The sequence below is a fragment of the Streptomyces sp. NPDC104307 genome (genome assembly GCF_055584045.1).
The window spans coordinates 82,603-104,789 of record NZ_JBVJMU010000019.1 but is presented as its reverse complement, the minus strand read 5'-3'; the positions used below and the strand labels follow the sequence as shown (position 1 = coordinate 104,789).

The window sequence follows — 22,187 nt, the reverse complement described above, 5'->3', positions numbered from 1 at the left end:
ACCGCCGTTAACTTCGGATTCGGTGAGATTCAGGTCCCTCAACAACGAATTTCATCGATCGAGGGTTGCGAGACAGACGAGTCCCGGTGCACAGTGGCTCCGTGGCCAGTCGCAGCGCAGACTCCAGGACCGGGAACGGATCGTCCTCAACGGTCGATGCCGTGTCCCTCGCGATCATCGAACAGCTCCAGGAGGACGGACGCCGTCCGTACGCCGCGATCGGCAAGGCCGTCGGCCTCTCCGAGGCGGCCGTGCGGCAGCGCGTCCAGAAGCTGCTCGACCAGGGCGTGATGCAGATCGTCGCCGTCACCGATCCGCTCACCGTGGGGTTCAGACGGCAGGCGATGGTCGGGATCAACGTCGAGGGCGACCTCGACCCCGTCGCGGAGGCCCTGTCGGCCATGACCGAGTGCGAGTACGTGGTGATGACCGCGGGCTCCTTCGACCTGATGGTGGAGATCGTCTGCGAGGACGACGACCACCTGCTGGAGACGATCAGCACACGCATCCGGGCCATTCCCGGAGTGCGCTCCACCGAGAGCTTCGTCTACCTCAAGCTCAAGAAGCAGACCTATATGTGGGGAACCCGATAGCCGTGAGCAAGGACCTCAGCCGGACCGCGTACGACCACCTGTGGATGCACTTCACCCGCATGTCGGACTACGAGAACGCGCCCGTTCCCACCATCGTGCGTGGCGAGGGCACCTACATCTTCGACGACCAGGGCAAGCGCTACCTCGACGGGCTGTCCGGCCTGTTCGTGGTCAACGCCGGCCACGGCCGCCGCGAGCTCGCGGAGGCCGCGTACAAGCAGGCGCAGGAGCTGGCCTTCTTCCCGGTGTGGTCCTACGCCCACCCGAAGGCCGTCGAACTGGCCGAGCGCCTCGCGGACTACGCCCCGGGCGACCTCAACAAGGTCTTCTTCACCACTGGCGGCGGCGAGGCCGTCGAGACCGCGTGGAAGCTGGCGAAGCAGTACTTCAAGCTCAAGGGCAAGCCGACCAAGTACAAGGTCATCTCGCGCGCGGTCGCCTACCACGGCACCCCGCAGGGCGCCCTGTCCATCACCGGACTGCCCGCCCTCAAGGCCCCCTTCGAGCCGCTGGTCCCCGGCGCGCACAAGGTGCCGAACACCAACATCTACCGCGCCCCGCTCTTCGGCGACGACCCGGAGGCCTTCGGCCGCTGGGCCGCCGACCAGATCGAGCAGGAGATCCTGTTCGAGGGTCCGGAGACCGTCGCGGCCGTCTTCCTGGAGCCGGTGCAGAACGCCGGCGGCTGTTTCCCGCCCCCGCCCGGCTACTTCCAGCGCGTGCGCGAGATCTGCGACCAGTACGACGTACTGCTCGTCTCCGACGAGGTCATCTGCGCGTTCGGCCGGCTCGGCACGATGTTCGCCTGCGACAAGTTCGGCTACGTACCGGACATGATCACCTGCGCCAAGGGCATGACCTCCGGCTACTCCCCGATAGGCGCCTGCATCATCTCGGACAGGCTCGCCGAGCCGTTCTACGAGGGCGACAACACCTTCCTGCACGGCTACACCTTCGGCGGCCACCCGGTCTCCGCGGCGGTCGGCCTCGCCAACCTCGACATCTTCGAGAAGGAAGGCCTCAACCAGCACGTCCTCGACAACGAGAACGCCTTCTTCACCACGCTCCAGAAGCTCCACGACCTGCCGATCGTCGGTGACGTCCGGGGCAACGGCTTCTTCTACGGCATCGAGCTGGTCAAGGACAAGGCCACCAAGGAGACGTTCACCGAAGAGGAGACCGAGCGCGTCCTGTACGGCTTCCTCTCCAAGGCGCTGTACGAGAGCGGCCTGTACTGCCGGGCCGACGACCGGGGCGACCCGGTCGTCCAGCTCGCGCCGCCACTGATCTCCGACCAGTCCACGTTCGACGAGATCGAGTCCATCCTGCGGTCCGTCCTGACGGAGGCCTGGACGAAGCTCTGACCGATCGCTCGACCGGCTGATCGAGCGAGCCCGGTTTGACCACCGCTTGACCTTCCACGGACGGTCCTCCAGCGGTCATTTCATACGGTCCACGCGGCCCGGATGCGCCCAATCGAGTGGGAAGAAGCGCACCCGGGCCGCGTGCTGTGCGCACACCGCGGTCGGAATCCTTACGGTGCCGAGTGACCGATCGGCCCTCTCTTCGTTCCCCCGTACGGGGGAACGGGATATCTGATCTGAACCGAGGTGTACGCCATGGTGGCCCCGCCGGACAACGACGTGATCTGGGCGCGCTCCCTGCACCACTCCCACAACGGCTCACCCGCGCTCGGCGGGGTGTCCCTGGGGATCCGCGACGGCGAGATCCTCGCCGTGACCGGCCCGCGCGGCAGCGGCAAGACGACCCTGCTGCACTGCCTGTCCGGCCAACTGGTGCCCACCGAGGGCGAGGTGTGGTTCAACAGCGTCCCCGTCCACACCATGGGGCCCCGGCTGCGCGAACGGCTGCGCCGCGACAAGTTCGGCTGGATCGCCCCCGAGCCGCAACTCGTCCCGGAGCTGACCACCTGGGAGAACACCGCCCTTCCGCTGCTGCTGCGCGGCGTCTCGCACCGGGAGGCCAAGAAGGCCGCCATGGAGTGGCTGGAGCGCCTCGACATCGGCATGTGCGCCAGGAAGCGGCCGCACACCCTCCAGCAGAGCCAGCGGCAGCGGATCTCGGTGGCCCGCGCACTGGCCACCGCCCCCGCGGTGATCTTCGCCGACGAGCCCACCGCGACCCTGCACCGCACCGACCGCACCCATGTCCTGCGCACCCTGACCAGCGCGGCCCGCTCGCACGGCATCACGGTGGTCCTCGCCACGCACGACGCGGAGATCGCCGGCCTCGCGGACCGCACGGTGCCGCTGCTGGACGGGCGCCGGGTCGCCACGGTCAAGCCGGCCGCCGGGACCGACACGGAGGGTCGCGCGGCGTGCTCGCTCTCCGTCTAGCCCGCGGTTCCCATCCGCTGGTCCTGGTGCGGCGGCTGCTGGTCGCGGCCGCCTCCGCCGGGGTCGGCTTCCTCCTGCTGTGCACCCTGGGTTACGCCTCCGGGCACCCGGCGCACTCCGCCGGTTCTGTGCTGCGGCTGCTGTGGTGCTTCGTGCCGCTCGCCGCCACCGTGCAGTTCGCGGTCGCGGTGGCCCGGACCGACCCGAGCACCCGCCCGCGCCCCGGACTGTCCGCCGTGGGCCTGGGCCCGGTCCGGCTCAGTGTGCTCGCCGCGGTCTCCACCGCCGTCTCGTGCACCCTCGGCTCCATGGTGGCGCTGCTCTTCTTCCTCCATCTGCGCGGCGACCTGTCCGGGCTGCCGTTCGACGGCGCGGCGGCCGGGCTGCTGGGCGCGGACGCGTCGCTGCCACTGGCCGCCGTCGTGGTCCTGCTGACCCTGGTGCCCGCGGCGGCGGCGACCGCGAGCGCGCTGGCGCTGCGCACCAGTCCGGTGCGGGCGGCGGGCGTACGGGACGGTGCGCGGGACCTGCTGCCCGAGGAGCAGGTACCGGCTCCGGCGGCGCCGCCTGCCGGGCTGCCGTGGGGCGTTGCCCTGACGGCCGCCGGCCTCGCGGTCGAGGCGTACGCGAGCCGGGGCTCGTCCGGCAGCCCGTTCCCGCTGCCCGGAAAGCTGGACTCCACCCCGGTCTGGGTCCTGGTGGGGTGGACGCTGACGGCGATCGGCCTCGCCACGGCGGGCCCCGGGCTGACCCATCTCGCCGGACGGCTGCTCCAGGCGGTGCGCCCCGGAGCCGTACGGCTGCTGGCGGGCCGGGTGCTGATGGACGAGGCGCGCCGGATCGGCCGGCCGCTGGGCGTCGTCTGCGCGGTGCTCTCTGCGGTCATCGCCGCCTTCGCGCTGTACGGGACGGGCCCCCGCCCCTTCGGACCGCTCACCGCCCTCGGCGCCGTACTCGTCATCGGCTGCACGACGGCGACGCTGCTGACCTCGGCTCTGGAGGCGAGGCAGGCCCGCGCGGAAACGGCACAGGCCCTGCTGCGGCTCGGCGCCCCGGCCTCGGCACTGCGGGCCGCGACAGCGCTGCGCGCTGCCGCGCTGCTCCTGGTCTTCGCGCCGCTGACCTGGGCGATCGCGGAGCTGGCCGCTCTGCCGCTGACCGGCTGAACGGCGACACCGGACGTTTGACCGGCTGAACGGCCGGCACCGGACGTTCGTTCTCCTCGCCGGTTCCGGGCCTGGCGCTGGAGGAACTCCTGGCTGGGGCAAGGCCGCTCGGCGTGCCGGAGCACTGGCCACGGGGACTGCCCGCGTGGCCGCCGCCCCCGGGACTGCCCGCGTGGCCGCCGCCCCGGGGACCGCCCGCGTGGCCGCCGTTGCGGGCACTCGCCGCCCCGGCCGATGCGGTCCCGTAGCGCGCTCGTCGGCACGGCGGAGGAAGCAGCCGGAAGCTCGCCCGGCTGTCCGTGAGGCAGCCGGGCTCGCCCTGCGGACACCGTTCACCGCGCACCGCCGTCGCGCCGCCGCGCACCGTCGGCCAGCAGCCCCGCCAACCTCTCGTACGTCCCGTCCCAGCCCCACTCCGCCCGCACCCGGTCGCGCCCCCTCTCCCCCATCGCCGCAGCCGTGACGCGGTCGTGGAGGAGGCCGATGAGCCGGGCCGCGATGGCCGCCACGTCCCGCCCGTCGACCAGGTGCCCGGTCACCCCGTCGCACACCGTGTCGGCCGCGCCGCCCGAGTCCCCGGCCAGTACCGGCAGTCCCGCCGCGGCGGCCTCCAGGAACACGATGCCGAGGCCCTCCACCTCCAGGCCCCGGCGCCGGGTGCGGCACGGCATCGCGAAGACATCGGCCGACGCGAAGAACTCCGGCATCGCCGCATGCGGGTGCCCGCCGGCCAGGACCACCGCGTCCGTGAGCCCGGCCGAGGCTGCCGCGTGGGGCAGCGAGCGCGCGCCGGGGCCGTCGCCGACCAGCAGCAGCGTCGTTCCCGGCACTGCCCGCCTGACCTCGGGCAGCGCGCGTACCAGCATGTCCTGGCCCTTGCGGGGAACGAGCCGCGCGGCGCAGAGGATCACCGGCCGGTCGTCCAGCCCGTACCGCCGCCGGACCGTGCTCGCCCCCGGGCGGACCCGGAAGGCGTCGGCGTCCACCCCGGGCACCAGGCGCACCATCCGGCGCGCGGCAACCGGTCCGAGGGCGGCGGCGATCGGCAGCCGGGTCGCCTCTCCGAGATGGGTGACGGTGTCCGTGACCGACCCGATCCGCCGCAGGAGCGACCGGGCACCGGGGGTGCGCGCCCACCACACCTCGTGGCCGTGAGTGGTGGCCACGATCCGCCGCACCCCGGCCTCCCGGCGCAGCCGGTCGCCCATCAGGGCCAGCGGCGCGGCGGCGCCGAACCAGACGCGGTCGCAACCGTACCGCCGGGCCAGAGCGGCCGCCCGGCCCGCGACGCGCGGCGTGGGCAGCAGCGTCCGGGCCCGGTCGCGGATCACCGGGTAGGGCAGCGCGGCGTCGTGCGCGGCGGCCCCGGGCTCGGACGAGGTGTAGACGACCACTGAACCAGCGGGAAACCGGCTGGTCATCGCATGGACGAACGTCTCGATGCCGCCCTGCCGGGGCGGGAAGTCGTTGGTGACGACGAGAGTGCGGGCCATCGGAGCGTTCCTTCGGGTTCGGGCCGGGTCGCTGTGCCGTGCTGCGACACGGCCCAGACGGCGAGGACCAGCGGATAGACGAGGTAGCCGAATCGGGTGGCGGGCATGAGGACGGTGGCGAGGCCCAGCCCGAGAGCCAGCCGCAGTGCGGCGGCGGATGCCGTGCCGGGCGGCCGGACGACGAGCGAACCGGCCAGCGCCAGGGCGCAGCAGAGGAGCAGCACGAGCGCGATGGCCCGGCCTCCGGGCAGCCCGGCGGCGAGCAGATGTCCTGGGAAGGGGCTGGCGGCCGGTGACACGGCGTCGGTCAGGCCGAGCGGGTAGCCGACGACGTGCGTGGCGAAGGACGCCGGATCACGCAGTGCTGCCGGGAGCACGAGTACGGCGGTGGTGAGCAATGCCACCAGAGCGCAGCGCAGCGGCGATCCGGGCCGCGCGGTGCCACCCCTGCGCATCGACATCAGAAGCACGACGGCCACCGGGAACGTCGGCCAGGCCGTCCACTTGAGGGCCGCGGCCAGCCCCGTCACCACTCCGGCGGCAACCGGCCTGTCCCGTCCGGCCAGTGAGAGGCCCAGGCACATGAGCCCGGCCACCGGAAGATCGACGCCGCCCACCGCCAGCGGCAGCGCGACGAAGGGGCAGGCGGCCAGCGCGAGCAGCGACGGACGCCTGGCGCAGAGTGCGAGTGCCCCGAGGAACGCGGCCCCGGTCCACAGCCGGGGATCGGTCAGCGGCCCCGCGCCGAAGAGCACGCGCGGAATCCCGAAGACCGCCATCGCGGGGAGGTAGGGGTCGAAGTCCGCCACCGCCACGGGATCGGGGGCGTACGGAGTTCCGGTCGTCAGCAGCAACCGCGCCGAGCGGGAGACGACTTCCACCTCCAGCTGCGCCCGGCCCATGAGCACAAGGACCAGCAGCGGCAGCCCCACCGCACCGACGGCCGCGAGCGCGGCCGCCATGCGGTGCCTCCCCCGGGCGGCGGGCCACACCGCGCCCGCGTATCCGACGGCGGCCGAGGCACCCCAGATCCGGTGCGGAGCGAGTCCGGAACACAACGCGAGGAGCAGGGCCGCCGCAGTACAGCCGGCCCACCCGGCCGCGGCGCGAGCGGGGCCAGGACCGAACAGGGCGGCGCGGGCTCCGCGTTGCGAGGTGGATACGGCCACCGCTGCCGCCGCGGGACCTGCTGTCACGTCCATGAACCGAGGCTAGGAACGCGGCTCCGACGGCACGTCACACCGGAATCCGGTGTTCGTTCTCAACCCGTGGCATGAGATGCGACGGGGAATTCCACCCCTGCTCCGATGCGCTGACGGCCGCTCGTACCGAACAATCCTTTGTATGAACAGCACGATCACGCCGCGCGCACGGGTCCAGCGGGTGCGCCTGTGGGCGCGCCGGTGGGCGGCGGCGCCCGCCTACCCATGGCTGACCGGGGGCGCGCTGACGCTGTTCGCGACGGGGGAGCTGATCGCCGTTCCGGGGTCGGTGATCACCACGTTCGGGGTGCTGGTCTGTACGGCCTCCCTGATGTGGCGGGGCACGCGGCCCGCCGTCGGCTTCCTGACCGTCGGCGCGGCCCTGCTGAGCTTCGGGACCGACGGCAACATGGCCTACGCGACCGTGGCCGGCACTCTGATAGGCAGCTATACGCTCGGCCGCCATCGTGTGCAGCACCCGGCCCTGCTCGTCCTCGGCGGTGCGCTGGCCTCGCTCACCGTCAACCTCGTGCACATCGACCGCTGGGCACGCGCCGGTTCACCGGGGCTGCCCATGATCCAGGGAACCGACCGGTTCAGCCTCGGGCTGTACGCCGAGACGCTGGCCCTGACGGTCGTGATCCTGGGGGCCGTGAGCATGGGGGACGCGGTGCGTGCACGGGAGGAGACCCGCAAGGAGCGGGCGGCAGCCCAGTCCAGACTGCTGGTGATGGAGCGACGGCAAGCGGCGGAGGCGGAACGGGCCGCCATCGCGAGGGAGTTGCACGACATGATCGCCCACTCCGTGTCCATGATCGCCGTGCAGGCGGAGGGGGCGACCTACACCACCCCCGGGCTGTCCCCGCAGGCCAGGGACGCCTTCCAGCAGATCGCGGAGACGGCGCGTGCGTCGATGAGCGAGTTGCGGCGGATGCTCGGTGTGCTGCGCACCGACCGGGCGCCGGGTACGGCGACGGCCCCGCAGCCGACACTGGCCGGGCTGGACGAACTGGTGGAGCAGCACCGGGCGGTGGGGGGCACGGCCGAGCTGCGGATCAGCGGTGAGCGGCCGGAGCTGCCACCCTCCTGGGAGCTGTCGGCCTTCCGTATCGTGCAGGAGGCGCTGACCAATGTGCGGCGCCACGCACCGGGGGCTCGGGCGGTGGTGGAGCTCGTCTACAAGACTGGTCTGCTGGCCGTCCGCGTCGGGGACGACGGGCCGGGGCCGCGCGGGCCGCTGGCCGAGGGCACCGGCCACGGGCTGGTCGGGATGAACGAGCGGGCGGCGCTGCTCGGTGGCAGGCTCACCGCGGGCCGGGGTCCGGGCGGCGGCTTTCTCGTCGAGGCCGAGCTCCCGTGGTGATCCGGGTGATGGTCGCCGACGACCAGGCCGTCGTAAGGACCGCGTTCGCCGGGCTGCTCGCCACCCAGCCGGACATCGAGGTGGTGGGCGAGGCGGAGGACGGCACCGCGGCGGTCCGGCTGGCCGCCGAACACCGGCCCGATCTGGCGCTCCTGGACATCCGGATGCCGGGGCTGAACGGGATCGACGCGGCGCGCGAGATCATCACCGGCTCCGGCGGTGCGACCAGGGCGCTGATGCTGACGACGTTCGGGCTCGACGAGTACGTGTACGACGCGCTGACGGCGGGGGCCAGCGGATTCCTGCTGAAGGACGCGACGTTCCCCGAACTGCTCCACGCGGTACGGGTGGTGGCCGACGGCCAGGCGCTGCTCTCCCCGGACATCACGGGCCGGCTGATCGCGGAGTTCACCCGCCAGCGGGTCGCCGCTCCGCCCGCGCGCTCCGTCGATGGCCTGACCGGCCGGGAGGTAGAGGTCCTCGTCCTGATCGCCCGGGGTCTGTCGAACGCCGACATCGCGGACCGGCTCACCATCACCGCCCACACGGTCAAGACCCATATCAACCGGCTGTTCGCGAAGATGGAGCTGCGGGACCGGGCCCAGGCGGTGATCCTGGCGTACGAACTGGGGCTGGTCGTGGCCGGGACCGGCTCGGGCGGGACACGGCCGGCGGGGCCGGGCGCCGGCCAGTGACCCCGGGGCAGTCAGAAGACGGCGGGCAGTACGACGCTCTCCGCCGCGTCGAAGGTGACGCCGACGACCGCGCCCTCCTCCGGTGTACCGCGCAGGGCGCACTCGGCGTCCAGGGCCGGACCGTGCTCCGGGTTCAGGGTCACGGCGACGTGGTTGCCCCGGAAGGTGCGGGCGGCCACGGTGCAGCGCAGGCCGTCCTCCGGGGCGCCGATCAGGACTCCGGCCGGCCGCACCAGCAGGTCGCAGGCCCCCTGCCGTGATCCGGCGGGCACCGGCACCTTGCCCCAGTCCGTGTCGGCGGCCTCGCCGGTGACCGTCGCCTCCACCACGTTGTCGAAGCCGAGGAAGCGGGCGACGAAGGCCGACGCGGGATGCTGCCAGACCTCCAGCGGGGTGCCCACCTGGGCGATGCGTCCGTCGCGCATCACGATGACGCGGTCGGCCAGTGCGAAGGCCTCGCCCTGGTCGTGGGTGACGGCGAGCACGGTCGTGCCCAGGCGGGCGAAGAGCGTGCGCAGTTCGACGACGAGGCGTTCACGCAGACTGCGGTCGAGCTGGCCGAGCGGCTCGTCGAGCATCAGCAGCCTGGGCCGGGGCGCGAGCGCGCGTGCCAGGGCGACGCGCTGCTGCTCGCCGCCCGAGAGCGCGGCGACGGCCCGCCGCTCGGCGCCGGGCAGCCCCACCAGATCGAGGAGTTCGGCGACCTTGCGGTCCTGCTCACCCCGGCCCACGCCGCGCATCCGCAGCCCGAAGGCGACGTTGGCGCCGGCGTCCCGGTGCGGGAACAGCTGGTGGTCCTGGAACATCAGGCCGAGCCCGCGCCGGTGCACCGGCACCCCGGCCTGGTCCGCGCCGTCGAGCAGTACCCGGCCGCCGTCCAGGTGCTGGAGGCCGGCCACCACCCGCAGCAGCGTCGACTTCCCGCTGCCGCTCGGTCCCAGCACACAGACGATCTCGTGGTCCGCGACCTCCAGTTCCACCGCGTCCAGCGCCGCCCGGTCACCGAAGCGCACCGTGGCCGATTCGAGTGTCAGCATCGTGTCGGCATCCTTAGAACTCCCCGGATCGGTCGGTGCGGATGCGTTCGAGCAGCAGCAGGGAGACCGCGCACACGAGCATCAGAATGGTGCTGAGGGCCATCGCCTGGCCGTAGTTGAGATCCCCGGACCGCCCCAGCAGCCGCGCCACCGCGACCGGAAGCGTCGGGTTGTCGGGCCGCGCGATGAACACGGTGGCGCCGAACTCCCCGAGCGACACGGCGAACGCGAAGCCCGCCGCCACCAGCAGCGCCCGGCGCACCAGTGGCAGATCCACCTCGCGCCAGGCCCGCAGCGGCGAGGCGCCGAGCACTGCGGCCGCCTCGCGCAGCCGCCCGTCCACCGCGCGCAGCACCGGCAGCATGGTCCGTACGACGAACGGCACCCCGACCAGGGCCTGGGCGAGCGGGACCAGGATCCAGGAGGTCCGCAGATCGAGCGGCGGCTTGTCCAGGGTGATCAGGAAACCGAAGCCGACGGTGACGGCGGAGACCCCGAGGGGCAGCATCAGGAGCGCGTCGAAGCCCCTGACCAGCCGCCCGGCCCGCCTGGTCAGCGCCGCCGCGGCCAGGCCCCCGACGACCAGCGCGATGGCGGACGCGACCAGGGCGTACCGGAGCGAGTTCCCGATCGCTTCGAGCGGCGCGACCAGGAACGTACCGCTGTTCGCGTCCGCAGAGGCCAACGCCCGGTAGTAGCCGAGGCCGTGGCCGCCGGGCAGGTCGAGCGAGCGCTCCACCAGGATGGCGAGCGGCAACAGGATCAGCACCAGCACGGTCAGCAGGACGCCTCCGAGCAGCGTCCACTGGCCCGCGCCGCGCGGTCTGCGGGCCGTCTGCGCCGGGTCGACGAGCTTCAGCGCGGTCTCCCGGCGCCGTACGGTCCAGGCGTGCAGGGCGAGGATCGCGCCGACCGCGGCGAACTGCACGAGCGTGAGCACGGCGGCCGTCGGGAGGGCGAGCAGCTGCGCGGTCTGGCGGTAGATCTCCACCTCAAGCGTGGAGAATCCGGGGCCGCCGAGGATCTGAACGACGCCGAAGGAGGTGAAGGTGAAGAGGAAGACCATCAGAGCGGCCGCCGCCACGGCGGGGGCGAGCGCCGGAAGCGTCACCCGCCGCCAGGCGGCGAACCGTCCGGCGCCGAGGACGCGAGCGGCCTCCTCCTGCCGGGGGTCGAGCTGCGACCACAGCCCGCCGACGGTGCGCACGACGACCGCGTAGTTGAAGAAGACATGGGCCAGCAGGATCGCCCACACCGTGGTGTCGAGCCGGACGCCCCACAGGTCGTCGAGGAAGCCGCCGCGCCCCAGCAACGCGAGGAACGCGGTGCCCACGACGACGGTCGGCAGCACGAACGGCACCGTGACGGCCGCCCGCAGCAGCTGCTTGCCCGGAAAGTCGAACCGGGCGAACACATAGGCGCCCGGCAGCGCGATCAGCAGGGTCAGCGCGGTCGAGGCGAGCGCCTGCCAGAGCGTGAACCAGAGGACGTCCTGGATGTCGGACCGGCTCAGCACCTCGCCGATCCGTCCGAACTGCCACACCCCGCCGTCCTTGAGCCCGCGTCCGACGATCGCGACGACGGGGTAGGCGAAGAACACCGCGAAGAAGGCGACGGGCACGGCCATCAGGCCGAGCCGCACCGCGCTCCCGCGCCGCGACCGGGAGCGCGCGGCCTTCCCGCGCGCGCCCGGTCCGCGTACGGGAGGCTTCGCTACTTCACTACGAGCGAGGACCATGACTGGACCCACTGCTCACGGTTCTTGGCGATCGCGTCCGGGGCGACGGTCGCGGGCTTGTCCGAGGTGGCCCCGAACCTGGTGAAGAGTTCCGGCACCTTCGCGCCCTTGGTGACCGGGCTGACGAACATGTTGAGCGGCATGTCCTCCTGGAACTTCTTCCCGATCATGAAGTCCAGCAGGGCCTTGCCGCCCGCCTCGTTCTTCGCGCCGTCGAGCAGACCGGCGAACTCGATCTGCCGGAAGCACGTCCCGGTGGCGACCCCGGTCGGGGCGGTCTTGGGCTTCGGGTCCGCGTACAGCACCTCGACGGGCGGGCTGGAGGCGTAACTGACGACGAGCGGCCGGTCGGCCTTGGCCTTCTTGCCGCCCGCGGAGCCGGAGAACTCCTCGTTGTACGCCTGCTCCCAGCCGTCGACGACCTTGACGCCGTTGCTCTTCAGCTTCTTCCAGTAGTCCTGGTAGCCGTCCTCGCCGTAGGTGGCGATGCTGCCGAGGAGGAAGCCGAGGCCGGGCGAGGAGGTCGCGGCGTTCTCGGTGACGAGGAGGTTTCTGTACGCGGGCTTCGCCAGGTCGCCGAAGGTCTTCGGCGGCGCGAGCTTCTTCTCGGCGAAGTACTTCTTGTCGTAGTTGACGCAGATGTCGCCGGTGTCGACCGGAGTGACCCGGTGCTTCTCCGCGTCCAGCTGGACGTCGGACGCGACCTGGCCGAGGCCCTTGGCGGCGTACGGCGTGAAGAGGCCGTTGTCGAGGGCGCGCGAGAGCAGGGTGTTGTCGACGCCGAAGAACACGTCACCGCGCGGTGATCCCTTGGTCAGGATCTCCTGGTTGAGGGCGGCGCCCGCGTCACCGCTCTTCAGCACCTTGACGGTGTAGCCGGTCTCCCGGGTGAACTCCTTCAGCACGCCCTTGGACGCGTTGAAGGAGTCGTGGCTGACGAGCGTGACGGTCTTGGAGCCGGCGCCCTTGGTGCCGGACGAGCCGGACGACGCGTCGTCGGAGCTGCCGCAGCCGGCGAGCGCGGTCGCGCCGATCGCGGCGGCGACGGCCGTCACCGCGATCTTCTTGGTGGTGCTCATGTGATTCCTCCTGGGGGTGACCAGGAAGAGACGCGGCCCTGCCCGCGCCGGTGGAGAACCGGAAGCGGGCAGGGCGCAACAGCTTGAGTAAGGTCCGAACTTCCTACCCGGAATGACCCGGGCGAGGTTCAGAGGGTCTGCGGCCAACCTGTCCTTGGTGCCGCACTCTCAGCGCTGTGGCGCTCCCCTGTCGGAATATGAAGTTGATTTCACGCCCAGGCTACACGGCCGGTTCCGGCCTCAGCGCTGGGACGCCGCGAGCTGCCGCAGGCCTCAGCGCTCGGACGCCGCGAGCTGTCCGCAGGCCCCGTCGATCTCCTGGCCCCGGGTGTCCCGCACGGTCACCGGCACCCCGTGGGCGGCGATGGCCTCGACGAACGCCTTCTCGTCCTCCGGCCGCGAGGCGGTCCACTTCGAGCCCGGTGTCGGGTTGAGCGGGATCAGGTTGACGTGTACCCGCTTGCCCTTGAGGAGCCGGCCGAGCCGGTCACCGCGCCAGGCCTGGTCGTTGATGTCCCGGATCAGCGCGTACTCGATGGAGATACGGCGACCGGACTTCTCCGCGTACTCCCAGGCCGCGTCCAGTACCTCGCGCACCTTCCACCGGGTGTTCACCGGGACGAGGGTGTCTCGCAGCTCGTCGTCCGGGGCGTGCAGCGAGACGGCGAGACGGCACTTGAAGCCCTCGTCCGCGAAGCGCAGCATCGCCGGCACCAGGCCGACGGTCGAGACGGTGATCCCGCGCTGCGACAGCCCAAGGCCGTCGGGCTCGGGGTCGGTCAGCCGCCGGATGGAGCCGACCACCCGGTTGTAGTTGGCGAGCGGCTCGCCCATGCCCATGAAGACGATGTTGGAGAGCCGCGCCGGACCTCCGGGGACCTCGCCGTCGCGCAGCGCCCGCATGCCGTCCACGATCTGGTGGACGATCTCCGCGGTGGAGAGGTTGCGGTCGAGACCGGCCTGCCCGGTGGCACAGAACGGGCAGTTCATCCCGCAGCCGGCCTGCGAGGAGATGCACATCGTGACGCGCTCGGGGTAGCGCATCAGGACGGACTCGACCAGCGTCCCGTCGTGCAGCTTCCACAGGGTCTTGCGGGTGGTGTCGTCGTCGCAGCTGATGTGGCGGACGACGGACATCAGCTCGGGGAACAACGCCTCCGCGAGCTTGTCCCGCGACCCGGCCGGAATGTTGGTCCACTCCGAGGGGTCGTGCGCGTACCGGGCGAAGTAGTGCTGCGAGAGCTGCTGGGCGCGGAAGGGCTTCTCGCCGGTCGCGGCGACGGCTTCCTTGCGCTCGGCGGGCGTGAGGTCGGCGAGGTGCCGCGGCGGCTTCTTGGCTCCGCGGGGCGCGACGAAAGTGAGTTCTCCGGGCTTAGGCATGGTTCTTCCAGTGTCGCAGACACGCGGCGATGCCCCCGCCCACCGCCGGTGGGGCCCCCGGAGCACCGCTGAACATGCCCGGACGGGGTACCCGGAGAGACGGGAACAGCCCGCCGACTCAGCAGGAGGTACCAGCCGTGCACACCGTGAAGAACTGGTTCAACCACAGCCTCGCCGCACAGGCCCTGGTGCTCTTCGTCCTGGGACTGGGCTTCGGAGCCGTGTTCCGCCGGGGCGATCATCCGGCGTTATGGGCGGTCCAGAGTCTGCTCTACACCGCCGTGATCATCGGGATCCTGGCGTACCAGCGCCGCAGAACCGCCCGCGCGACCGGCGCCAGGCCCGGCACGGTCGTCGACCTCAACCGAAGGATCCGGCACCGCGACGTGCCTGCGGACCCCGAGGAGCGGGCGGTCATGCGCCGGCTGGTCGAGGACCAGCTCGGGAAGATGGAGCGGGGCAGCCGGTGGCTGCCCTACTGGCTGGGTTTCATGGGCCTGATCGCGGTGGGCATGGTGGTCCTCGGGGCCACGTCGGGCTCGCTGGCCTTTCCTGTGGTCTTCGCCGTGGGCGTGGTCGTGTTCTGTTCCTGGATCCTGTGGATGCGCAAGCGGGCGATGGAGCTCCATCACCACATGCGCTCGGCCCTGCGGGAACGTGGCTGACATCACCGGACACGGGTGAGGGCCCACCGTCCGAAAACGGTGGGCCCTCACCCGTGGTGACGCGTACGGACGCTCAGCCGGAGCCGACGAAGAGGACCATGAGCAGCCAGACCACCGGCGCGGTCGGCAGCAGGGAGTCCAGCCGGTCCATGATGCCGCCGTGCCCGGGGAGCAGCGTGCCCATGTCCTTGATGCCGAGGTCCCGCTTGATCATGGACTCACCCAGGTCGCCGAGGGTGGCGCTGGCGGCGACCGCGAGGCCGAGCAGCAGGCCCTGCCACCAGGAGCCGTCGTCGATCAGGAACTGCATGCACAGCGCACCGGCCACCATCGCGAAGCTCACGGCTCCGAAGAGGCCCTCGCGGGTCTTTCCGGGGCTGATCCGGGGCGCGAGCTTGTGCTTGCCGAACCGCCAGCCGACGGCGTAGGCGCCGGTGTCGCTGACCACGGTCAGCAGCAGGAAGGTCAGTACCCGCATCGGCCCGTCGTCCGCCGTCAGGAGCATGGCGACGAAGGTGGCCAGGAACGGTACGTAGAACGCGGCGAAGACGCCGGCCGTGACGTCCTTGAGGTAGCCGTCCGGCGGTGCGGTCATCCGCCAGACGAGCACCGCGAGAGCGGTCAGCGCCATCGCGGCCCAGGCCCCCTCTGCACCTCGCGCGTAACCGGCCACGACCATGGCGGCGCCGCCGACCGCGAGGGGTACGAGCGGCGCCTTGATGCCCTTGCGCTCCTCCAGCCGGGAGGTGAGCTCCCAGAGGCCGACGACGACGGCGACCACGATCACACCGACGAAGACGGCCTTGACGATGAAGAGCGAGGCGACGACGACGGCGCCCAGCCCCACGCCGACCCCTATGGCGGATCCGAGATCACGGCCCGCACGTTTCTTCTGCGGAGGTGGCGGCGCGGTGGACATGGGCTCCTGCGGCTTCTCGTCGCGGAACAAGGGGCCGCCGCTCAGGCGTGCGGCCCCCTGGTCCCGGTCATCACGGCTCTCAGCGTCTCTACCTGCGTCGGGAACGTCCGGCACGATGGGCATGGGCCGAGTCTGCTGGGCGTTATGCACATCGTATGCAGGACCCGCCGGGACAGACCGCATCTCGGAAGCGGCCCCGTGGCCGGCGTCCTGCGGGACGCCCCAGGAAGAGTCGTTCATCAGACTTCGAGCAGCTCGGCTTCCTTGTGCTTCAGCAGCTCGTCCACCTGCGCGACGTACTTCGCGGTGGTGTCGTCGAGCTCCTTCTCGGCACGACGGACCTCGTCCTCGCCGGACTCCTTGTCCTTGACCAGCTTGTCGAGGGTCTCCTTGGCCTTGCGGCGGACCGCGCGGATCGAGATCTTGGAGTCCTCGGCCTTGGTCTTCGCGACCTTGATGTAGTCGCGACGGCGCTCTTCGGTGAGGTCGGGGAAGTTCACCCGGATGATATTGCCGTCGTTGCTCGGGTTGACGCCGAGGTCGGAGTCGCGGATGGCCTGCTCGATGTTGCGCAGCGCCGTCTTGTCGAACGGCGTCACGACGGCCATCCGGGGCTCGGGCACCGAGAAAGAGGCCAGCTGGTTGATCGGGGTCAGCGCGCCGTAGTAGTCGGCGACGATCTTGTTGAACATCGCCGGGTGCGCACGGCCGGTACGGATCGCGGCGAAGTCCTCTTTCGCGACCACGACGGCCTTCTCCATCTTCTCCTCGGCCTCAAGGAGGGTTTCTTCGATCACCACGTGCTCCTGCGTCTTGAGTGGGCCCGGCGTGCTCGGGCCCGGCGGGTCCTGCGTCGCGTCCTCACCTGCACGGTGTCCGACCGGCAGGCCGTTGTCCATCCTTCGGGCCCTGCTCGGGCCCCGGGAACCACCGGGTCTCCCCGGTCCGGTCCCCCGGTTCTCAGGCCCGGGTGCTCCGGTCGCTCACGAGCGAGCCGATCTTCTCACCCTTGACGGCGCGGGCGATATTGCCCGCCGTCGTCAGCTCGAAGACGAGGATCGGCAGCTGGTTGTCACGGCAGAGCGTGATGGCGGTGGCATCGGCGACCTTGAGATCGCGGGCGAGCACCTCGCTGTACTCCAGCGCGTCGAACTTCACCGCTCCGGGGTTGGCCTTCGGGTCGGAGTCGTAGACCCCGTCCACACCGTTCTTGCCCATCAGCAGCGCCTCGGCGTCGATCTCCAGGGCGCGCTGGGCCGCGGTGGTGTCGGTGGAGAAGTACGGCATGCCCATACCGGCGCCGAAGATGACGACGCGGCCCTTCTCCAGGTGCCGTACGGCGCGCAGCGGGATGTACGGCTCCGCGACCTGGCCCATGGTGATGGCGGTCTGGACGCGGGAGTCGATGCCCTCCTTCTCCAGGAAGTCCTGGAGCGCCAGGCAGTTCATGACCGTGCCGAGCATGCCCATGTAGTCGGACCGGGCCCGGTCCATACCGCGCTGCTGGAGCTCGGCGCCGCGGAAGAAGTTGCCGCCGCCGATGACGATCGCGATTTCCGCGCCGTCCCGGACGACCGCCGCGATCTCGCGTGCGATGGCGTGTACGACATCGGGGTCGACACCGAGACCCCCGCCACCGGCGAACGCCTCTCCGGACAGCTTCAGCATGAAGCGTCCGGGCACCTTGCCGTCGTCGCGCCTGTGGTCACCTTGTGCGGCGTCCGCGCCCTTGTTCATGGAGATTCTCCTCGTGCACATACGAAGAAGGCCATTGCCGGTGGGTCCGATGTCCCTCAGCGGCAATGGCCTCCTCGTCAGATCTGCGGTCGTACGGCGGTGTGCGGCCGTCGACTGCACCAGACCCTATCGGGGTCCACCGTTTTTCGCGGACGGACTCAGATGCCGACCTTGATGCGCGAGAAGCGCTTCAGGGTGACACCGGCCTCGTCCAGGACCTTCTGGACGGACTTCTTGTTGTCCAGCGCGTACGGCTGGCCGAGGAGGGTGGCCTCCTTGAAGAAGCCGTTGACGCGACCCTCGACGATCTTCGGGAGCGCGGCCTCGGGCTTGCCCTCGGCGCGCGTGGTCTCCTCGGCGACACGACGCTCGGTCTCGACGATCTCGGCCGGGACGTCCTCGCGGGAGAGGTACTTCGGCGCGAAGGCGGCGATGTGCTGGGCAAGGCCCTTCGCCAGCTCCGCGTCGGCCTTGTCGAGCTCGACCAGGACACCGATCTGCGGCGGCAGGTCGGGCATGGTGCGGTGCATGTACACGGAGACGTAGGCGCCGTTGAACTGCGCGAAGCGGTCCAGGACGATCTTCTCACCGAGGTTGGCGTTGGCCTCGTCGACATACGCCTGAACCGTCTTGCCGGCCTCGATCTCGGAGGCGAGCAGCGCGGCCAGGTCGGCCGGGGAGGTGGCGGCGACGTGCGCGGCCAGCGCGTTGGCGACGGCCTGGAACTTCTCGCCCTTGGCGACGAAGTCCGTCTCGCACTTCAGCTCAAGAAGGACGCCGGAGGTGTTGTCCTCGGAGATGAGGGAGACGACGGCGCCGTTCTCGGCCGAACGGCCCTCGCGCTTGGCGACGCCCTTCTGGCCCTTGATACGAAGGGCCTCGACGGCACCTTCGACGCTGCCGTCGGCCTCGTCGAGCGCCTTCTTGCAGTCCATCATGCCGGCGCCGGTGAGCTCACGGAGCTTCTTGACGTCAGCGGCGGTGTAGTTCGCCATGAGTCTGAATTTCTCTCTCGAAGTCTGAAAGATCTACGGGTGAACGGCGGGGGCGGTGCCTGTGCGGCACCGGCCCCCGCCGTCGTCAGCCGTGACGGGTGTCAGGCCTGCTCGCCGTCCGCGGCCGGGGCCTCGGCGGCGGGGGCCTCGACGGCCGGCGTCTCGGTGGCGGGCGCCTCGGCAGCGGCCTCGGCGGCGGCCGGGGCGTCAGCGGCCTCGGCGTCCGCGACCTTCTCGGTCTCGGCGGAGGTCTGGACCTCGGCGTCGGCCTTCTTGTCGCCCTCCAGCAGGTCCCGCTCCCACTCGGCGAGCGGCTCGCCGGCGGCCTTCTCGCCCGGCTTCGAGTCGCCGGTCGCAGCGCCGGAGCGGGCGATGAGGCCCTCGGCGACGGCGTCGGCGATCACGCGGGTGAGCAGGGTGACGGAGCGGATCGCGTCGTCGTTGCCCGGAATCTTGTAGTCGACCTCGTCGGGGTCGCAGTTGGTGTCCAGGATCGCGACGACCGGGATGTGGAGCTTGCGCGCCTCACCGACGGCGATGTGCTCCTTCTTGGTGTCGACGATCCAGACGGCGCTCGGCACCTTCTGCATCTCGCGGATACCACCGAGGGTCTTCTCCAGCTTGGCCTTCTCGCGGGAGAGGACCAGGAGCTCCTTCTTGGTGAGGCCGGAGGCGGCCACGTCCTCGAAGTCGATGAGCTCAAGCTCCTTCAGACGCTGAAGGCGCTTGTAGACGGTGGAGAAGTTGGTGAGCATGCCACCGAGCCAACGCTGGTTGACGTACGGCATGCCGACACGCGTCGCCTGCTCGGCGATGGCCTCCTGGGCCTGCTTCTTCGTACCCACGAACATGATGGAGCCGCCGTGGGCGACGGTCTCCTTGACGAACTCGTAGGCGCGGTCGATGTACGACAGCGACTGGAGCAGGTCGATGATGTAGATGCCGTTGCGCTCCGTGAAGATGAAGCGCTTCATCTTCGGGTTCCAACGACGGGTCTGGTGACCGAAGTGGACGCCGCTTTCCAGCAGCTCCCGCATCGTGACGACGGCCATGGCCGTACTCCTTGAGGTACTCGGTTATCGCGACCGCAGGATTGCTGTCGCGCCTGACGCCCCGACGCGCCGTGCCACGAGGGACCGAGGAGCGCGGCCACCTCCGTTGAGAGGGAGATGGCGGGGCGTGCGAAGTCGACCCGGTGACCCGGATCGCCACAAGAAGTGTACGGGACCCACTGAGTGCCGGGTGACGGCGCTGTCCACAACCGGCCGGTACTCCACAGATCCGGTCCATGATCCCCACGGACCGGGCCGCCGGGGGACGGTTGTGCCATGCGAAACACATCTGACCAGGACGGATCCCGGGTCCGGTCCGGAGGCCGCCGCGCACCGGGCGGTGAACGGGGCGGGCCGGGCGGCAGGCCGGGCGTCGGGCCGGGGCGCCTGGCGCGGGCGGTGTCGGCGGTGGCCGCCGCGGCGCTTCTCGCGGCGGGGTGGTGGTGCGGGACGTCGGCCGCCGCCGACCGGCCGCCCCCGCCCGTGACGGCGCCCCCGGCCACTCGTGCCCCTGCACCTGCACCTGTGCCGGTGGATTCGCCGCCCGCTCGCGGACGGGTCTGGCCGCTGGCGGGCCGGCCCGTGGTCGTACGGGGATGGGAGCCGCCCGCCACGGACTACGGGCCCGGGCACCGCGGGGTGGATCTCGCGGCCGAACCGGGTACGGAGGTGCTCGCGGCCGCGTCCGGCCGGGTCTCGTTCGCGGGCGGCGTCGCGGGACGGGGGGTGCTGGCGATCGAGCTCGCGGAGACGGGCGATCCGCCGCTGCGGACCACATACGAACCGGTGCGCCCGCTGGTCGCGAAGGGGGAAGAGGTCACCGCGGGGCAGGTGGTGGCGGTCATGGCGGCGGGGCCGTTCCACTGCGCGTCCGGCTGCCTGCACTGGGGGCTGCGTCGCGCGGCGGTGTATCTGGACCCGCTGTCACTGCTGCCGCCCGCGCTGCTGCGGCGCGGACCGTCCCGGCTGCTGCCAGTGGCCGGTGTGCCCGAACTCGAACCAGCGCCGCCTCCGGGCGGGGACCCGGTGGGAGCGGCGGGCGGCGGGGGTGCCGCGACCGCGACCCCGTACGGGGCCGTGGTGCGGCGCCGGAGTCAGGAGGTCTGCTCGCCGGGGACGCCTCGGACGCCGCAGAGGATCATGGCGACGGCGGTGTCCGCGATCACGGCGGGCTCCTCCGCCACAGTGAGTTCGATACGCCGCACGGCCGCGTCCACGGAGCCCTGGAGCAGCATCGCCGCCAGCCGGGGCTGCTCGTGGCCGAGGTTGCCGAGCGCCTCGACGATCATGGCGATCAGCCCGCCGTGGGCGGCGCGGATCTTCTCCCGGGCGCCCGCGTCCAGTTCGCTCGCGGAGATGGCGACGACGGCGCGGTGGCGCCGGTCCCCCACGAGATCGAGCTGCCGTCGTACGTACGCCTCGATCTTCTCCTCCGGCGTATCCGCCCGCTCCATCGCGTTCTCCACCTCGGCCGCCCAGACGGGGAAGTCGACGGTGCAGAGCTCCTCCACGACGGCGGCGCGGGAACGGAAGTACTCGTAGACGGAGGACCGGGCGAGGCCCGTGCGCTCTGCGAGGGCGGGGAAGGTCAACGCCTCCGTGCCTCCCTCGGACAGCAGGGAACGCGCTGCGTCCAGGAGGGCGCCGCGCTGCATGGTCCGGTGCTCGGCCACGGAGGCCGCTCGAATCCTGGGCACGCCTCCACTCTACGGCGACCGCTGCCCGGAGGGGGGCGGGTGGCCCCGATCGGCCGGCGCCGGACGCCGCCCGAGGCGGTCTCAGCGTCCGGCGTCGGCCAGTTTCGCGCGCAGTTGCAACACGGACTTCGTGTGGATCTGGCTGACCCGGCTCTCGGTGACCCCGAGGACGTTGCCGATCTCGGCCAGGGTGAGGCCCTCGTAGTAGTAGAGCGTGACCACGGTCTTCTCGCGGTCCGGGAGGGTGTTGATCGCGCGGGCGAGCAGCCGCCGGAGCTCGCGGCCCTCGGCCACTTCCACCGGATTGTCGGCGGCGGTGTCCTCCAGCGTGTCCATCAGGCTCAGCCGGTCGCCGCCCTCGCCGCCCACATGGAGCAGCTCCTCCAGCGCGACCACGTTCGCCAGCGACAACTGGCTGAAAACCGCGTGCAGTTCCTCCAGCCCGATCTCCATCTCCGCGGCGACCTCCGCCTCTGACGGGGTGCGCCGCAGCCGCGCCTCCAGCGTGGCGTAGGCGCGTTCCACCGCACGGGCCTTCTGGCGCACGGAGCGGGGGATCCAGTCCAGCGCCCGGAGTTCGTCGATCATCGCGCCGCGGATGCGGGTGATCGCGTACGTCTCGAACTTGATCGCCCGCTCGATGTCGAACTTCTCGATCGCGTCGATCAGTCCGAAGACCCCGGAGGAGACGAAGTCCGCCTGCTCGACGTTGGACGGAAGACCCACACTCACCCGGCCGGCTACGTACTTCACCAGCGGTGAGTAGTGCAGGATCAGCTGCTCCCGCAGCCGCTCGTCGCCCGTGGTCTTGTACAAACGCCACAACTCGTCGAGGGAGGAGGGAGCGGGAGGGCGCACAGTGCCACGCGCAGCCGGTGGTACTGCCGCGCGGTCAGACCCGGAGGTGTGCTGGGGCATGTGGTGCCTTGAGCCGTTCTGCAGTGAAGTGCTGGGGAATGTGCGTCTGGGGCGGGGTCCTTGTGAGCGTAGCGTGACTGAAGTGTCGCGGTGCGCGCAGG

General features: G+C 71.3%; 20 protein-coding genes and 1 pseudogene. 8 read left to right on the top strand and 13 right to left on the bottom strand.

The features are described from left to right. Positions 1-101: 101 nt before the first annotated feature. From ACZ601_RS33465 to ACZ601_RS33450, 4 genes are all read left to right on the top strand, one after another. Positions 102-593, top strand: a complete 492-nt coding sequence (locus tag ACZ601_RS33465) for an Lrp/AsnC family transcriptional regulator (protein WP_024491545.1) — start codon at positions 102-104, stop codon at positions 591-593. Continuing rightward, a complete protein-coding gene (locus tag ACZ601_RS33460) occupies positions 578-1,957 on the top strand; it encodes an aspartate aminotransferase family protein (protein ID WP_440576791.1) in 1,380 nt (459 codons plus the stop codon). Before ACZ601_RS33465 ends, ACZ601_RS33460 begins: the two co-directional genes overlap by 16 nt. 255 nt (positions 1,958-2,212) lie before the next feature. Then, positions 2,213-2,950 (top strand): ABC transporter ATP-binding protein, encoded by a 738-nt coding sequence (locus tag ACZ601_RS33455; RefSeq protein ID WP_440576790.1) that lies wholly within the window; start codon positions 2,213-2,215, stop codon positions 2,948-2,950. Next, the gene (locus tag ACZ601_RS33450) at positions 2,932-4,116 is read left to right on the top strand and encodes a hypothetical protein (RefSeq protein WP_469544969.1); all 1,185 of its coding nucleotides are present in this window, start codon (positions 2,932-2,934) and stop codon (positions 4,114-4,116) included. The genes ACZ601_RS33455 and ACZ601_RS33450 overlap by 19 nt, the downstream gene beginning before the upstream one ends. 332 nt (positions 4,117-4,448) lie before the next feature. Here ACZ601_RS33450 and ACZ601_RS33445 read toward each other — a convergent pair whose 3' ends face one another. Both ACZ601_RS33445 and ACZ601_RS33440 read right to left on the bottom strand, forming a co-directional pair. Further along, positions 4,449-5,609, bottom strand: a complete 1,161-nt coding sequence (locus ACZ601_RS33445) for a glycosyltransferase family 4 protein (protein ID WP_469544967.1) — start codon at positions 5,607-5,609, stop codon at positions 4,449-4,451. Beyond that, positions 5,534-6,811 (bottom strand): glycosyltransferase 87 family protein, encoded by a 1,278-nt coding sequence (locus tag ACZ601_RS33440; protein WP_469544964.1) that lies wholly within the window; start codon positions 6,809-6,811, stop codon positions 5,534-5,536. The genes ACZ601_RS33445 and ACZ601_RS33440 overlap by 76 nt, the downstream gene beginning before the upstream one ends. A 142-nt stretch (positions 6,812-6,953) precedes the next feature. Between ACZ601_RS33440 and ACZ601_RS33435 the strand changes: the two genes are divergently transcribed. Together ACZ601_RS33435 and ACZ601_RS33430 are read left to right on the top strand one after the other, a co-directional pair. Beyond that, entirely contained in the window at positions 6,954-8,174 is a 1,221-nt protein-coding gene (locus tag ACZ601_RS33435) for a sensor histidine kinase (protein WP_469544962.1), read from the top strand. After that, positions 8,168-8,869, top strand: coding sequence for a response regulator (locus tag ACZ601_RS33430; protein WP_469544960.1), 702 nt, complete (start codon positions 8,168-8,170; stop codon positions 8,867-8,869). Before ACZ601_RS33435 ends, ACZ601_RS33430 begins: the two co-directional genes overlap by 7 nt. 11 nt (positions 8,870-8,880) lie before the next feature. Here ACZ601_RS33430 and ACZ601_RS33425 read toward each other — a convergent pair whose 3' ends face one another. The 4 genes from ACZ601_RS33425 to rlmN form a co-directional block, all read right to left on the bottom strand. Next, positions 8,881-9,906 carry an ABC transporter ATP-binding protein gene (locus tag ACZ601_RS33425; protein ID WP_469544958.1) on the bottom strand — a complete coding sequence of 342 codons (1,026 nt, stop codon included), beginning with the start codon at positions 9,904-9,906 and terminating at the stop codon, positions 8,881-8,883. 13 nt (positions 9,907-9,919) lie between these two features. Continuing rightward, the gene (locus ACZ601_RS33420; RefSeq protein ID WP_469544955.1) at positions 9,920-11,533 is read right to left on the bottom strand and encodes an ABC transporter permease; all 1,614 of its coding nucleotides are present in this window, start codon (positions 11,531-11,533) and stop codon (positions 9,920-9,922) included. An 86-nt stretch (positions 11,534-11,619) separates the two neighbouring features. Further along, complete coding sequence (locus ACZ601_RS33415) at positions 11,620-12,723, bottom strand: thiamine ABC transporter substrate-binding protein (protein ID WP_469544953.1); 1,104 nt, start codon at positions 12,721-12,723, stop codon at positions 11,620-11,622. A 273-nt stretch (positions 12,724-12,996) separates the two neighbouring features. Further along, the gene (rlmN, locus tag ACZ601_RS33410; protein WP_123523265.1) at positions 12,997-14,103 is read right to left on the bottom strand and encodes a dual-specificity RNA methyltransferase RlmN; all 1,107 of its coding nucleotides are present in this window, start codon (positions 14,101-14,103) and stop codon (positions 12,997-12,999) included. 137 nt (positions 14,104-14,240) lie between these two features. On the opposite strand from rlmN, the gene ACZ601_RS33405 reads away from it, so the two are divergent. Next, positions 14,241-14,768, top strand: coding sequence for a hypothetical protein (locus ACZ601_RS33405; protein ID WP_469544951.1), 528 nt, complete (start codon positions 14,241-14,243; stop codon positions 14,766-14,768). A 73-nt stretch (positions 14,769-14,841) separates the two neighbouring features. Here ACZ601_RS33405 and ACZ601_RS33400 read toward each other — a convergent pair whose 3' ends face one another. From ACZ601_RS33400 to rpsB, 5 genes are all read right to left on the bottom strand, one after another. Next, complete coding sequence (locus ACZ601_RS33400) at positions 14,842-15,927, bottom strand: phosphatidate cytidylyltransferase (RefSeq protein WP_469544949.1); 1,086 nt, start codon at positions 15,925-15,927, stop codon at positions 14,842-14,844. Next, on the bottom strand, positions 15,927-16,484 hold the full coding sequence (gene frr, locus ACZ601_RS33395) for a ribosome recycling factor (protein ID WP_024488459.1): 558 nt from the start codon (positions 16,482-16,484) through the stop codon (positions 15,927-15,929). Before frr ends, ACZ601_RS33400 begins: the two co-directional genes overlap by 1 nt. Before the next feature lie 163 nt (positions 16,485-16,647). After that, on the bottom strand, positions 16,648-17,424 hold the full coding sequence (gene pyrH, locus ACZ601_RS33390) for a UMP kinase (RefSeq protein WP_440576756.1): 777 nt from the start codon (positions 17,422-17,424) through the stop codon (positions 16,648-16,650). A gap of 158 nt (positions 17,425-17,582) precedes the next feature. Further along, on the bottom strand, positions 17,583-18,419 hold the full coding sequence (gene tsf / locus ACZ601_RS33385) for a translation elongation factor Ts (protein WP_469544946.1): 837 nt from the start codon (positions 18,417-18,419) through the stop codon (positions 17,583-17,585). Between the two features lie 101 nt (positions 18,420-18,520). Then, entirely contained in the window at positions 18,521-19,471 is a 951-nt protein-coding gene (rpsB, locus tag ACZ601_RS33380) for a 30S ribosomal protein S2 (protein ID WP_327339261.1), read from the bottom strand. 276 nt (positions 19,472-19,747) lie between these two features. On the opposite strand from rpsB, the pseudogene ACZ601_RS33375 reads away from it, so the two are divergent. Then, a pseudogene (locus ACZ601_RS33375) lies at positions 19,748-20,470 on the top strand (murein hydrolase activator EnvC family protein); the annotation flags it as partial. Between the two features lie 95 nt (positions 20,471-20,565). Here ACZ601_RS33375 and ACZ601_RS33370 read toward each other — a convergent pair. Further along, positions 20,566-21,144, bottom strand: a complete 579-nt coding sequence (locus ACZ601_RS33370) for a TetR/AcrR family transcriptional regulator (RefSeq protein ID WP_469545053.1) — start codon at positions 21,142-21,144, stop codon at positions 20,566-20,568. A gap of 105 nt (positions 21,145-21,249) precedes the next feature. Then, positions 21,250-22,086 (bottom strand): RNA polymerase sigma factor WhiG, encoded by an 837-nt coding sequence (whiG, locus tag ACZ601_RS33365; RefSeq protein ID WP_469544944.1) that lies wholly within the window; start codon positions 22,084-22,086, stop codon positions 21,250-21,252. Between the last annotated feature and the right edge of the window lie 101 nt (positions 22,087-22,187).